Below are 14,247 nucleotides of genomic sequence, written 5' to 3'. Positions count from 1 at the left end.
TTTAATAGAAAATGAAGCTATACTTTAGTTAAGTCAAACAGATGGAAAATTCAAATCATTCTATCTATAAAATATAGTTATATACTATTTTAATTGTAGGGATGTGAAATATCAAATAACTTATAATCAAAACCCTATTATCGAAATAGTAATACAAATAATTTATGCGCTTCTCTATTTATAGTTAGAAGTATACTTCATTAAACATTTAAGGAGGATTACAATGTATCAATCTAAAAACATTGACGTTAATGGCATCTCTACACACTATCTTGAAAGCGGGCAAGGCGAACCGATTCTTTTAATACATGGATCAGGACCAGGGGTTACGGCTGAGGCTAACTGGAGATTAATTATCCCTAGACTTTCCGAGAATTTTCATGTATATGCACCAGATATTGTAGGCTTTGGATATACAGAAAGACCTGACGATATCCAATATGGAGTTGAAACATGGACGAATCACTTAATTAGTTTTATCGAAGCGGTTGGAGAAAGTCGAGTTCATATTATCGGGAATTCACTTGGGGGAGCATTAGCTTTACATATTGCTAATAAGAGACCTGATTTAGTGAGCAAAATGGTCCTAATGGGGGCAGCAGGACTGCCGTTTATGGTGACTTACGGATTAGATAAAGTCTGGGGCTATGAACCAAGTGTAGAAAATATGAAGAGATTACTAGAAATTTTTGCTTACAACCAAGAATTTGCTACAGATGAGTTAGCTCAATTACGATATGAAGCTAGTATTCAACCAGGCTTACAGGAAGCTTTCTCAAAAATGTTTGCTGAACCCCGTCAAGAAAAACTGAATCAACTTGCCTTGACTGAGGAGCAGATTAAGAAAATTGAACAACCTGTATTAATGATTCATGGAAGGGAAGATATTGTCGTTCCTTATAAAGAAACAAGTTTAAGATATTTTGAATTACTTCCAAATTCTGAGCTTCATATTTTTTCAAAATGTGGACACTGGACTCAAATTGAGAAAAAGGACGAATTTGCCGAACTTTGTGAAAACTTCTTTCTTCGGAAGTAATGCATAATGGAGAGGCTGTCCCATGTAAGGCCATAGGACCCTGCATGGAAGGATGGATAAGAGTAGGACTCCTTTACGGGCAGCCATATCCATGCGATTCTATCAAATCGTTAAGTTCTAAAATGCAAAATGTAAGCGAATTCATAATCTAACATAAAGAGGTGTTGCGCAATGTCAATTCTTACAAATCACCCTTCCTTCGCAGGTCAAGTTGTGATTGTCACAGGTTCATCGCGTGGAATAGGTAAGACCATTGCAAAAAGCTTTGCAAGAGAAGGGGCAAAAGTTCTCATAACGGGTACCGAGGAGGAGCGAACTAAACAAGCGGCAGCTGATATTGCTGAACAGTCGGCAGGAGATATTGATTATTTTGTTGGTGATCTTTCGGTTGAAGAAATTGTTACTGCAATGGTAGAGAAAACGGTTAATATATGGGGGAAAATTGATATCCTTGTTAATAATGCTGGCGGCGGGGTTATAAGACCATTTTTAGAGCAAACTCCAGAAACCCTTAAAACGACAGTCGATCGAAATCTTTGGACATGCTTGTGGTCTTGTTATAAGGTACTCCCTTATATGGTTGAGCAAAAGTATGGAAGAATCATTAACATTGGCGCAGATTCTGTCCGAAACGGACTATGGGAGCACTCGGCCTACAATGCAGCAAAAGGCGGTATGCATGCCTTAACGACAGGACTGGCTCGAGAGTTTGCACATTATGATATTACGGTCAATACAGTTGCACCGCCAGCGGTGGAGTCAGGAGCTTTAGAGTTATATAAACAAAAAGAACCGGAAACAGCGAAGAAAATGATTGATATCATTCCTAAAGGCAGAGGTGCCTATGAAGAGGAAATAGCTGACTCTGTTCTTTTTCTAGCATCTAAAAATACGACTTTTATTACAGGTCAAGTGATAAGTGTCAATGGTGGCAGTACAATGCTTTAAGTTCACAGTGAGATTAAAAAGAAGGGAGTGGAAGGTAAAATGATTGTTGATGTTCATACTCACTTTGTACCTGAACACTTACCTGACATGGGTGATCGGTTTGGTGGAGATCGCTGGCCTGCTGTAAAGTGCGTATGCGGGCAAACTCACCATAAACAGATCATGATTTCTGGGAAAAGCTTTAGAACGATTACCGACCAATGCTGGAGTACTGAAAGAAGAATAACAGATATGGATCAAGAGGATGTAACGATTCAAGTGTTATCACCTATGCCGGAATTATTATCCTATTGGTTTAAAGCAGAGGATACGCTAGATTACTCACGCTATATCAATTTTGAATTATCGAAGTTTATCGAAAATGATACAAATCGTTTTATTGGTCTTGGAATGGTCCCATTACAAGATCCTGAATTAGCAGCCAAAGAACTAAAAAGATTAAAAAATGAGTTTGGTTTAAAAGGCGTTGAAATAGGTACGAATATTAACGGTAGATCGATTGGAGACCCGTTTTTCACACCATTTTTTGCAGAAGCGGAAGCTGAAGATATTTCAATCTTTATCCATGCCCTGCATCCGATTGGTAAAGAGCGAATCGTTGGACCTCCTGCCTTATCAGCTCTAATCGGCTTTCCAACTGAAAATGCTTATGCTGTGGCCTCTCTGATTACAGGGGGAATCCTAGAAAAGTTTCCAAATTTAAAAATTTACGTTAGTCATGGCGGAGGCTCTTTCGCTGCTTTATTACCTCGTTTAACTTTTGGCTGGGAAAAGATGGAGGAAATAAGGAAAATTTGTCCTCATCCTCCAAGCTATTATGCCAAGAAAATCTATTACGATACCCTAGTATATGACATCGACACGCTCCATTTTTTAATCCAGCAGTTCGGATCCAGTCAATTAATGGTAGGGTCGGATTATCCTTTTTTAATCAGAGAGGAAAACCCAGGCCATTGGATTCATGAGTTGAACTTAAGTAAAGAAGAAAAAGAAATGTTGATGTATAAAAATGCCTGCAATATATTCGGAATATTATGAAATTTTAATAAAATATATAATGCTAAGGAGGAGTTTTTATGAAAAAGTATGTTGTTGAAGATAAGTTGAACTCTGAATTTTTAGTTCATCGTAGTGTTTTTACAGATCAGCAAATCTTAGAACGAGAGAAAAAAGAAATCTTCAATAAGTGTTGGTTATATATTGGTCATGAATCTGAAATACCGAAAAACGGAGACTTTGTTCGCAGAAAAGTAGGCGGAAGAAATTTATTATTTACAAGAGGCAGTGATGGTGTGGTTAGAGCAATATATAATTCTTGTACACACCGCGGTGCATTAGTTTGTCGCGAAAACAAAGGGAATACAAAGGTATTCCGCTGTTTTTATCACGCATGGAGCTTTACTAATAAAGGTGAATTAGTTGGAATGCCAGGTAAAGATGGTTTTTCTGAATCCTTTAATTGCAATGGTTCCAAAAACTTAAAAGAGGTTACTAGACTTGAATCCTATCGTGAATTTGTTTTTGTCAATTTTGATGATAACGCGATTTCACTGGAGGACTATTTAGGAAATGCAAAAGAGTATCTTGATTTAGTTGCTGACCAATCAGAATTAGGTATGGAAGTATTACTAGATCCACAGGAATATAGTGTCCGTGCAAACTGGAAGCTTTTATCTGAAAATAGCGTAGATTCCTATCACGGCATGCCAACGCACAAGACTTATTTTGAAATTGTTTCAACACGAGGCGGTGAAATGTCTAAGGGTGATCTGCAGGGAGTGGGACTTGATTTAGGTAACGGCCACGCAGTAGTGGAATATACAGCACCTTGGGGCAGACCTGTCGGACGTTGGATTCCAGCCTGGGGAGAAGAAGGTCAAAAGGAAATCGATGAAATCACACGTAAATTAGAAAATAAATTTGGAAAAGAAAGAGCGGAAAGGATTACCAAAAAGAATCGCAATCTCCTTATTTTTCCTAACTTAGTTATCAATGATATTATGGCAATCACTATTCGTACGTTCTATCCGATTGAACCAGGATATATGGAAGTGACAGGCTATGCTTTAGCTGCTAAAGGAGAAAATGAGGAATTTAGACGTAGAAGAAATGATAATTTCCTAGAGTTTATTGGCCCTGGCGGTTTTGCTACACCGGATGATAATGAAGCGCTTGAGCTTTGTCAGGAAGGGTTCTTAAACAATCAAGAGGTAGAATGGAATGATATTTCTAAAGGAATGATTAGGGAGCAGCCACTTTCTAATGATGAAGAACAAATGCGTGGATTTTGGAGAAAATACAATGAAATCCTTACTAATTCAATTTCTAAAAATGTTGAAGAAGAGAAGGTGAAAGGATGAATATCACACGTCAAGCTATAGAGGATTTCTTATACTTGGAAGCCGAGCTTTTGGATGAGTGGAAATTAGAAGAGTGGGCGGCTTTATTTTCAGCAAAGGGCACCTATCTCATCCCGCCGATTGGAAATCCTAATGCAGACTCAGCTAAGTCTCTATATCTTGTGAACGATGATAGAGCACGGCTTGAGCAAAGGGCATTACGATTGTTAAAAAAAGAGGCCCATGTAGAATATCCGCACTCTTCAACGCTGAGAAATTACAATAATATTCGAATTAAGGACCAGGATGAGAACTCTATTTCTGTGAAATGCAATTTTACGACCTATCGATCCAAACGAGCAGATCTTGATTCTTTCATTGGCGTCTTAGAGTTTAAATTGGTAATCGAAAATGGCGAATTAAAGATTGAGGAAAAGAAAGTAGTATTGAAGCTTGAAAGTTTACGTCCACAGGGAAAAGTAAGTTTAATTTTATAAGAAAAGATTGGAGAGATTCAGATGTTTAGATATAAAAAAATTGGCTATGTAGCATTAAATGTAAGTGATATTGAGAAATCAACAGAGTTCTATGATAAAATGGTTGGTTTGCAGCATGTTGAGACAAATGAAAAGGGACTTTCATTCTTCCGTTGCAGCAATGACCATCATAATGTTATCTTGTACCCGTCACAGGAGCCAGGAATCAAAAGAGTAGGCTTTCAATTAGAAAATGATAAGCAGCTCGAACTTGCCTATCAATCGTTTGTCAAAAACGGTTTAAATCCAAGAGAAGTCTCACAGGAGGAGCAAAAGGAACTGAAACAAGGGCGCTCCTTCCGTATTGTTGAACCGAATACAGGATTAGAGTTAGAGTTTTACAGCAAAATGATGCATATGATTAAAAACTTTGTTCCGAAACATACGAAAATACAACGATTGGGACATGTTGTTTTAAATGTAGTCGATGTGGATAGTACGATTAAGTTTTTTACCGAAAAGCTAAACTTTATTGTATCAGATCATTTGGGTGAAAATGTTTGGATGCGCTGTTTCCCAAATCCATATCATCATTCCTTTGCTTTGATTAAAAATACAGAGAATAAATTACATCATGTTAATTTTATGGTGGAAGATATTGATGATATTGGAATTGCGAGAAACCGTGTTTTAAATAGTGATGTTCCTATCGCATTTGGACCGGGACGTCATGAGCCATCTGAAAGCATCTTCTTCTATTTCTTAGATCCTGATGGAATGACAATGGAATATAGTTTTGGGATGGAAGAATTTCCGGAAGACAATGCCAGAGATGCCCGCTTACTTGAGCCAAGTCCATGGACGCTGGATCGATGGGGTGGCAAACCAAGTCCTGAATTTGCGTCATATGGAAAGATTGAGGAAAAGTTAAGTCTTATAGAAAAATAAAGTCTTGTTTAATAGACAGTAATAGAAGCAGGCCTAAGCTTGCTTCTATTTAGTTACAAAAAGTTTTAACAATTGCTTTACTAATTGTAATATAAAAAATGTAACTCTTGTTAATCAACCTTTTGGATACTTCTAGACCAAATAATCACAGGAATAAGAAGCAGTGAGAGAATCCCGCCGGAAAGTGAAAGTACCGCATAACTCGTATGAGCTGCTACTAACCCGGAAAGTGCTCCTCCAGATGCACCAGACAAAGCAATTAAAACATCTACAGTACCCTGTGTCTTCGCGCGGTTGTGCAAATTGGTAGAATCTACAATAAGGGCAGTGCCGCTAATCAAGCCAAAATTCCAACCAAGACCAAGCAAGGAAAGTGCAATGATAAGGACAAACATCGAATCGGCAGGTGCGATTGCAGCCATTACGCCAGCTGCAAGCAGTGTAATGCTAGATGCAATAGCCATTTTCGCCCTTCCAATTTTATCTACAAGAATACCAGTAATGAGGGAGGGGAGGAACATGGCTCCGATATGGAAGCCGATTACTAAACCTACTGCACTTAAATGATGACCGTGACTCCGCATATGCACGGGAGTCATCGTCATAATGGCAACCATTATAATCTGTGTTATGAGCATGATTGAAGCTCCGGCCAAAACTCCTTGTTTGTTTATTGCCAGTGTTTGAGTATTTGTATTTGATAGAGCCGCCTCATTTATTTTCTGTTCTTCTGCAATAGCTTTCGCCACTATAAGAGGATCCGGTCGAAGGAAAATCAAATGCACCAACCCTGCAAGAATGAACGCTGCAGCGGCAAGAATGAAGGGGCCTGCCAAAGCAGGAACACCGATCTTCGTTGCAAAATCACCCATTACCTCAACCAAATTGGGACCAGCAACCGCACCAAATGTAGTGGATACCAACGCGATACTGACGGCTGTTGCTCTTTGTTTCGAATCTGCCAAATCAGTCCCAGCATACCGTGCCTGTAAATTGGTCGCCGTGCCGCTCCCATATATAAGCAGGGAAGCGAAAAGTAAGAGGATATTATTCATTAAGGCTGAAATAACAACCCCAATCGCGCCAATTCCTCCAGTCAAGAATCCAGCTGCAAGTCCCGGACGCCGCCCAAAACGCTGCGAAATCCGTCCTACAAGAAATGCAGACCCTGCAGAACCGAGGGTAAATAAGGCTGTCGGAACCCCTGTAAAGCTCTCTGCTCCTAGCATATTCTGTGCAAGAAGGGCCCCAACTGTTATACCTGCTGTCAGACCAGCGCCGCCGAAAATTTGTGAAATCACAACAATAATCAACGTACGGCGATATAACTGCCTTTGTTTTTCTTTTGAATCCATGTAACTCTTTACCCATGAGGGCTTTCTGTCTAAAGCTTTTGCTTCATCTGTTTTGTATGATTCCATTTTGACCTCTTTCCGAAGGAACTGGAATCAAAACGTCCTCCTATAAAATCAATAGCATTGTTTCATTGAATCTCAACATGACTCAGTTCTTTTAAATGATACTTTTTAAGCTTCCGATATAAGGTGGATCGTGCCATTTTCAATTCTTTGGCAACAGCAGAAATATTCCATTTGCTTTGTATTAAAAGCTTTCTTATCTGCTCCATTTCTGTTTTTTCCATAATCGAAAAGCTTGTGTGTCCAGCCTCGACAAGTGATTGCTGATGCGGCAAATTGGAAAGATAATCGGGTAAATGCCATTGTTCAATTTCTGCTGAACTGCTAAAGATAACTGCATGTTCCAGGGCATTTCTTAATTCTCTAATATTACCCGGCCAGTTGTAGCTTAAAAAGAAGCATTTGGTTTTCTCTGTTAAACGGAATGACAAAGGTTTATGATATTTTTCGGTAAACAATTGTAAATAGTGATTGCTGATCGGAATGATATCACTTTTCCTTTCTGATAAGGAGGGAATGGTAAACGAAATGACATTCAGCCTGAAAAACAAATCACTTCGAAATGATCCTTCTTCAATCATCGCCTCTAAGTTTCTGTGCGTGGCAGCAATCACTTTTACGTCTATTTTAATTGTCTTTGACGAACCCAATCTTGTAAACTCTTTTTCTTGAAGAACTCTTAGTAAATGCACCTGCATATCGAGCGGCATTTCTCCAATTTCATCTAAAAAGATGGTACCGCCGTTTGCTTCTTCAAATTTTCCTTTCTTGCCCTCTTTTTTTCCACCGGTAAACGTTCCACTTTCATAACCGAATAGTTCACTGCCGATGAGCTCTTTCTGCATGGCACCACAATTAATCGCAATAAAAGGTTTATCACTTCTTGAACTCACTTCATGAATATACCTGGCAATTAATTCTTTTCCAGTCCCTGTTTCACCGGTTAACAGGATTGGGGTGGTGACCGATGCAATCTGCCGGCATTTATGTAAAATTTCTTTCATTTCCGGAGACTCACCAATCAGCTGGTGCTGCTGATCCTTTGATTGGGCTAGCATACTTGATGACGCTCCTGTAGTCTTTTGAAAAATCGCTAGGTAACCAATCTCTTCATGATTGATGATGATCGGGTCCAAATGGATGAATTGATAACCTTTCGCTTGTTTAAAGAAATCGGCTGGATTTTGAAGAAGTTTTTGTATTTTTACATGGTTATCAAATGTTTTTTCCTTTTTCAAATGTAAGGTATTCATTAATGTTCGGTCGCCATTAACCAGAACGGCTTCGTTACTTATGACAAGAACAGCATGCTCCTTCCATTTAAATGTATATTGGTGGTAATATTCTTCCAATTGTTTATATTTTTTTTGATAGATAAAAAGAAGCTGCTGCTCGATCATCTGTGCGAGGGATACGGCTAATCCAAGTGTGTGGGGTTGGGTGCTAGGCCAAAATCCTGTAAAATCGATTGCTCCAATGGCATTTTTGGTATAGGGATGAAATATAGGTGATGCAGAACAGGTCATAGGGTGGAAGCCTTCACAGAAATGTTCAGCAGAAAATACTTGGATTGGCATTTTAGAAACAATGCTTGTACCAATGGCATTCGTTCCTGCAGCACTTTCGCTCCAATCCATTCCCGGCAAAAAATTAATCTTTTCCGTTTTCTTTATAAGATCCTTTTCTCCTTTTAAATAAATCATTTTTCCACTTTCGTCATTAAGGGTAATTAAGTAGCCAGTACCAATTAATTTATCATAAATACTATCGATTATCGGTTTAGCTGCATGATACAGGTCGGATTCTGAAAGAAGTGTTTCGAGTTCAAAAGAGGTTAGGGCTGTTCTTGCTTGTCTTTGTTCCGGGTTAATCCCGATCGATTGACAACGGCTCCATGAATGCAGGATTTCGCGACGGACGACATTTTCCAGGCTTTCGTAATTGTCAGGATTGGTAATGAAGGTTTCCCATTTATGTTTGATCTCGCTAACTTTATTCGATAAATCCTGTGTGGAAAAAATAGAGAGAAAAGGGTTATCCAACTTGCTTGAAACCTCCTTAGGCTTGTATTCAGAACATTTTTTATCATTGAATTCAAGGCATCGTATAACAAAAGATCTGAAACAATGAGAATAACAGGAATGTTTAATATTTAAAATATTCAGTATATTTAAAATATTAAACGAGTGCGTCAGCTAAATCAAGAGTTATTGTGTGTTTTGATAAAACAATCTGTAGCGCTACAAGTGTTGCAAAACACTACAGTTTTATTGAACTTGATTTAGCTCTAATAATGGTGGATACCTAGTTAAAATATGACGGAAGGCTTTTTCGTTTGCATTAGTAAATTGTATTGTTAATTTTTTTGACAATACAGCAGCCTTTTAGAAATGCTGAAAAACCTGTGAAATGAACATTTCACATAGGGTTTCAACACTGTGGATGATGAGCGTAAGCAACGAATAAAACTCTACCCTTTAAAAAAAATTTAAAAATTACAAACTATTGGCACGCTACTTGCAAATATAAAAGTAACAGCATAAATATGACTGCCATGTTACATAAACTGCTGTTTAATCCATTTTACTTTCAATTGAAGGGAGAGCGTTTTATTTGGCCAAATCTCAAATTCTTGCTATTGATGCCGGCGGTACTATGACAGATACGTTCATTATTGATGAAAAAGGAGATTTTGTCGTCGGGAAGGCACAAACAACTCCGCTAGACGAACATATTGGACTATTAAACTCTGCTAGAGATGCTTTGAGCCAATGGGATGCAAAAATGGAAGATGAGTTCCCGAACCTGCTTGCAGGGGTTTATTCTGGAACTGCAATGCTCAACCGTCTCGTTTCCAGGGTTGGGCGGCGAGTTGGACTAGTTGTTAATAAAGGGATGGAGGATAACCATCGTATGGGACGAGGTCTGCAGTCGTTTCTTGGTTACTCCTACTCTGACAAAATTCATATTAATACCCATCACTTTGACCCGCCTCTTGTACCAAGAAAGTGGACCGTCGGTGTAACAGAGCGGGTAGACCTTTTCGGAAATGTGGTGATTCCACTTTATGAGCATGAGATCGAACCAGCCATCCAAAAATTGATTGATGAGGATGTGGAAGCAATTGTTGTCAGCCTACTGCATTCCTATAAATATCCTGCCCACGAAAGAAGAATTCGTGATATTGCGGAACAAATTGTAGCAAAGGCAAATAAAGACATTAAGGTATTTGCAACAGTGGATTATTATCCAGTACGGAAGGAATCGCATCGGACCAATACAACCATTGTTGAAGCCTATGCGGCGGAACCTTCACGTCAAACATTAGCAAACATTGATAAAGCATTAAGGGAAGCAGGGACCGACTTTGATCTAAGGATTATGGCAAGTCACGGAGGTACGATCAGTATCAAAGCAAATGAATTGGCAAGAACATGCGTTTCCGGACCAATTGGAGGTATGGTTGGTGCTAAATATTTAGCGGAACAGCTAGGTTTGAAAAACGTCGCATGCTCCGATATCGGCGGAACAAGCTTTGATATTGGATTGATTACCCAAGGAGAATTAGCGATTAATGCAAGTCCTGATATGGCTCGCCTTGTGCTGTCATTGCCGCTTGTTTCCATGGATACAACCGGTGCGGGAACTGGAAGCTTTGTTCGAATTGATCCGAACTATGGAAATATTACGCTAGGACCTGATAGTGCAGGATCACGCGTTGGTGTCTGTAACCCTGAAGGCGGCCTCGATACGGTGACTGTTTCGGATTGTCACGTTGTACTTGGCTTAATCAATCCTGATAATTTCATTGGCGGTGTGATTAAGCTTTCAAAAGCAAAAGCCTATGAAGCAGTTAAAACACAAATTGCTGATCCGCTTGGATTAACCGTTGAGGATGCGGCATATGGGGTAATTGAATTATTAGAATCACAGCTTCGAAACTACCTTGAGTCGATGATTTTAGGAAAAGGATATTCTCCATCTCAATATGTTTGCTTCTCATATGGTGGCGGTGGTCCGTTGCACACAGCAGGCTATACGAAGGGACTCGGGTTTGAAGATGTTCTAATCCCTGCCTGGGCTGCCGGATTCTCAGCATTTGGCTGCGGCGCGGCAGATTTCGAATATCGTTATGACAAAACATTGGATTTAAATGTCGATGATGGTGCAGAGGATTCCGATGCACTGATGGCGGGCAGAGAATTACAAGCCGCATGGGATGAATTAAAGACCAAAGTAACAGAGGAATTTAGGAAAAATGATTATCAGCCGGAGGATGTTGATTTCCGTCTGTTATTCCGGATGCAATATCAAGGACAATTGAATGATTTAGAAATTGAAGCACCGATTTCTTCCTTTAATTCTGTCGAAGATTGGGAAAGCCTTGTGAGAACTTTTGAAGAGACCTATGCACGTGTTTATGCAAAAGCTGCTCTTTCACCAGAGCTTGGCTATTCTATTACGGGTGCGATTGTTCGTGGTGTGGTTGAGGTAGCAAAACCGCAAATTCCACAGGAGCCATTAGCAGGTGAAACACCGCCTCGTGACGCTTTCATTGGTTACCGTGAAATTTATTGGGATGGTGAGTTCCTGCAAGCAGAAATTTATGAAATGGAAAAATTACTGCCTGGTAACCGGATTTCAGCCTTCTCTATTCTTGAATCCACGGCGACTACCTTGGTTGTTCCGCTTGGATTTGAAGCATATCTTGATGGCAATCGTATTTTCCATTTAAGGGAATTAAAATAATCGATTTTAATCCATTCAATTCAATTTAAGGGGGTACTAAATTTGGCAAAAACTCTTGAGGATATTCAAGGTAAAAAAACGATTGGCTGGGACGGAAAAACGCTAAAGCAAATGCGGAAGGAAATGGATGAAATTAGTAGGGAAACCGGCCATTACGCTGGATTAAACACACTTCCTTTTAAAGAAAATGATCCGATTCGTTTTGAAAAAATTTATTCCAAGCTGCGCGGCGGTGTTGTTCATGCAAGGGAAACGGCAAAAAAGGTTGCTGCATCGCCAATTGTTGAGCAGGAAGGCGAACTGTGCTTTAGTTTGTACACACCTGAAGCCGATTCGATTGTCACTTCAACCGGGATTATTATTCACGTAGGTACAATGGGTGCCGCGATCAAATTTATGATTGAAAACGATTATGAGGATAATCCCGGGATTGCCGATAAAGATATTTTCTGTAATAACGATAACCATGTAGGAAATGTTCATACCTGTGATGTTCATACCCTTGTTCCTATTTTCTGGGAAGGAGAAGTGGTTGGCTGGGCAGGCGGTGTAACGCACGTAATTGATACTGGTGCCTCTGCACCGGGAAGTATGCCAATGGGTCCTGTACAGCGATATGATGATGGTTATCAAGTCACATGCCGAAAAATTGGTCAAAATGACACGTTATCAAAGGATTGGCTGCTTGAAAGCACAAGGTCCGTACGTGCCGTTAAATACTGGACCCTGGATGAAAAAACACGTATCGCCGGATGTCACATGATCCGTGACCTTGTACTAGATGTCATTAAGGAAGAAGGCGTTGACGCTTATAAACAATTTATGCGTGAGATTATTGAGGATGGACGCCGCGGTTTCGTTAACCAAGTAAAAACAATGTTAATTCCAGGAAAATATCGTCAAGCATCATTTGTTGATGTACCGTTTAAAGATTTAGATCTTCCTTCATTTGCGAAGCTGAATACGATCATTCATACACCTTCTGAAATTACCGTTCATAAGGATGCTAAGTTTGAGATTGATTTTGAAGGAGCAAACCGCTGGGGCTGGCACCCATTCAATGCCACGCCTGTTTCGATTACGAGTGGAATCTGGGTCATGCTCTCTCAAACGCTTGTACCAAATGACCGGATTAATGATGGTGCCTATTACGCAAGTAAGTTTGGCATTCCATATGGATCCTGGTTTAATCCGGATGATATTCGTTCTGCCCACTCGAATACATGGCATGCTCTCGTGGCAGCATGGTCACCTTTATGGCGCGGCTTGAGCCGATCTTACTTTGGACGCGGATATTTGGAGGAAGTAAACGCTGGAAATGCGCATACCTCTAACTGGCTGATGGGCGGAGGATATGATCAATATGGTCAATTATCTGCTATGAACAGCTTTGAGACCTCCTCATGCGGGGTTGGGGCAAGTGCTGTTCAAGATGGAATCAGCCATTCAGCTGCTCTTTGGAATCCAGAGGGAGACATGGGAGACATGGAAATTTGGGAACTGCTTGAACCGCTGATCTTCCTTGGAAGACAAATTTTACCTGGGTCAGGCGGGGCTGGTAAATACCGTGGCGGAAATGGCTGGCAATCGCTTCGTTTAGGATGGGGTGCAGAGGAATGGACGATGTTTGTTGCCGGCTCTGGAGTTATGGCGACAGACTGCGGTCTCATGGGAGGATACCCGGCTTCTGCAGGCTATCGATTCCAAGCAAATAAAACAAACATCAAAGAACGAATTGAGAAAGGTCTTCCAATCCCGTTAGGCGGTGATGTCGATCCAGACAATCCAACCTATGAGGAAAATATGGAGGCCGAGGTTATCCACCGTGACAGACAGGCGGTATCAACACAGGAGCAATTTGGCGACTATGATGTGATTATGAACTACCTTCGCGGGGGTCCTGGCTTTGGTGATCCTCTTGAAAGGGATCCAAAGCAAGTTGAAACAGACTTGAATGAAAAATATATCCTTCTTCGTTATGCAGAACAAGTATACGGATGTGTTTTTACAGAGGAAAATGGCGTTTATTCAGTTGATCTTAAGGCAACTGAAGAAAAACGTAAGCAAATTCGTATGGAACGTTTAAACCGCAGCCAGCCAACGAAAGAATGGATGGAAGGCGAAAGAACGAAGATTATGAACGAAGAAGCTGCCATCCAGGTGAAACATATGTATGCACAAAGCTTTGCTTTAAGTGAAAAGTTTACAAATGAATTCAAGAGCTTCTGGAGCATTCCCGAAGAATGGATGATCTATGAGGATGATTTAGGTGTACCAACACTAGGTTCACGTATCAATCGATTTAAAAAGAAAAAATAATAAATTGAAAC

Annotated in this window: 10 protein-coding genes; 8 read left to right on the top strand and 2 right to left on the bottom strand. The window is 40.1% G+C overall.

Translation table 11 applies throughout. The features are described from left to right. The first annotated feature begins 223 nt into the window (after positions 1 to 223). The 6 genes from R4Z09_RS18475 to R4Z09_RS18450 all read left to right on the top strand — a co-directional run bounded on the left by R4Z09_RS18475 (position 224) and on the right by R4Z09_RS18450 (position 5,750). Positions 224 to 1,039, top strand: a complete 816-nt coding sequence (locus R4Z09_RS18475) for an alpha/beta hydrolase (protein WP_338448217.1) — start codon at positions 224 to 226, stop codon at positions 1,037 to 1,039. Positions 1,040 to 1,210: 171 nt separating this feature from the next. After that, positions 1,211 to 1,987 (top strand): SDR family oxidoreductase, encoded by a 777-nt coding sequence (locus tag R4Z09_RS18470; RefSeq protein WP_338448216.1) that lies wholly within the window; start codon positions 1,211 to 1,213, stop codon positions 1,985 to 1,987. Positions 1,988 to 2,026: 39 nt separating this feature from the next. After that, positions 2,027 to 3,025 carry an amidohydrolase family protein gene (locus tag R4Z09_RS18465; RefSeq protein ID WP_338448215.1) on the top strand — a complete coding sequence of 333 codons (999 nt, stop codon included), beginning with the start codon at positions 2,027 to 2,029 and terminating at the stop codon, positions 3,023 to 3,025. 38 nt (positions 3,026 to 3,063) lie between these two features. After that, the gene (locus R4Z09_RS18460) at positions 3,064 to 4,347 is read left to right on the top strand and encodes an aromatic ring-hydroxylating dioxygenase subunit alpha (RefSeq protein WP_338448214.1); all 1,284 of its coding nucleotides are present in this window, start codon (positions 3,064 to 3,066) and stop codon (positions 4,345 to 4,347) included. Continuing rightward, complete coding sequence (locus R4Z09_RS18455) at positions 4,344 to 4,823, top strand: aromatic-ring-hydroxylating dioxygenase subunit beta (protein ID WP_338448213.1); 480 nt, start codon at positions 4,344 to 4,346, stop codon at positions 4,821 to 4,823. Before R4Z09_RS18460 ends, R4Z09_RS18455 begins: the two co-directional genes overlap by 4 nt. Positions 4,824 to 4,844: 21 nt before the next feature. Then, positions 4,845 to 5,750 (top strand): VOC family protein, encoded by a 906-nt coding sequence (locus tag R4Z09_RS18450; protein ID WP_338448212.1) that lies wholly within the window; start codon positions 4,845 to 4,847, stop codon positions 5,748 to 5,750. A 110-nt stretch (positions 5,751 to 5,860) separates the two neighbouring features. On the opposite strand, the gene R4Z09_RS18445 is transcribed toward R4Z09_RS18450, so the two are convergent. Beyond that, the gene (locus R4Z09_RS18445; protein WP_422392307.1) at positions 5,861 to 7,105 is read right to left on the bottom strand and encodes an MFS transporter; all 1,245 of its coding nucleotides are present in this window, start codon (positions 7,103 to 7,105) and stop codon (positions 5,861 to 5,863) included. A 128-nt stretch (positions 7,106 to 7,233) separates the two neighbouring features. Continuing rightward, positions 7,234 to 9,210 carry a sigma-54-dependent Fis family transcriptional regulator gene (locus tag R4Z09_RS18440; protein ID WP_338448210.1) on the bottom strand — a complete coding sequence of 659 codons (1,977 nt, stop codon included), beginning with the start codon at positions 9,208 to 9,210 and terminating at the stop codon, positions 7,234 to 7,236. Between the two features lie 571 nt (positions 9,211 to 9,781). Here R4Z09_RS18440 and R4Z09_RS18435 point away from each other — a divergent pair. Further along, on the top strand, positions 9,782 to 11,917 hold the full coding sequence (locus tag R4Z09_RS18435; RefSeq protein WP_338448209.1) for a hydantoinase/oxoprolinase family protein: 2,136 nt from the start codon (positions 9,782 to 9,784) through the stop codon (positions 11,915 to 11,917). A 42-nt stretch (positions 11,918 to 11,959) separates the two neighbouring features. After that, positions 11,960 to 14,236 (top strand): hydantoinase B/oxoprolinase family protein, encoded by a 2,277-nt coding sequence (locus tag R4Z09_RS18430; RefSeq protein ID WP_338448208.1) that lies wholly within the window; start codon positions 11,960 to 11,962, stop codon positions 14,234 to 14,236. Positions 14,237 to 14,247: the final 11 nt, after the last annotated feature.

The sequence above is a fragment of the Niallia oryzisoli genome (assembly GCF_036670025.1).
Lineage (GTDB): Bacteria > Bacillota > Bacilli > Bacillales > Cytobacillaceae > Bacillus_BD > Bacillus_BD oryzisoli.
Note: the sequence above shows the minus strand (reverse complement) of the source record. Positions and strands in the feature narration are given on the sequence as shown.

Coding starts and splice junctions, on each gene's coding strand:
- R4Z09_RS18470 (WP_338448216.1), top strand. CDS start 1,211: ATGTCAATTCTTACAAATCACCCTTCCTTCGCAGGTCAAGTTGTGATT.
- R4Z09_RS18450 (WP_338448212.1), top strand. CDS start 4,845: ATGTTTAGATATAAAAAAATTGGCTATGTAGCATTAAATGTAAGTGAT.
- R4Z09_RS18475 (WP_338448217.1), top strand. CDS start 224: ATGTATCAATCTAAAAACATTGACGTTAATGGCATCTCTACACACTAT.
- R4Z09_RS18455 (WP_338448213.1), top strand. CDS start 4,344: ATGAATATCACACGTCAAGCTATAGAGGATTTCTTATACTTGGAAGCC.
- R4Z09_RS18465 (WP_338448215.1), top strand. CDS start 2,027: ATGATTGTTGATGTTCATACTCACTTTGTACCTGAACACTTACCTGAC.
- R4Z09_RS18445 (WP_422392307.1), bottom strand. CDS start 7,105: ATGGATTCAAAAGAAAAACAAAGGCAGTTATATCGCCGTACGTTGATT.
- R4Z09_RS18460 (WP_338448214.1), top strand. CDS start 3,064: ATGAAAAAGTATGTTGTTGAAGATAAGTTGAACTCTGAATTTTTAGTT.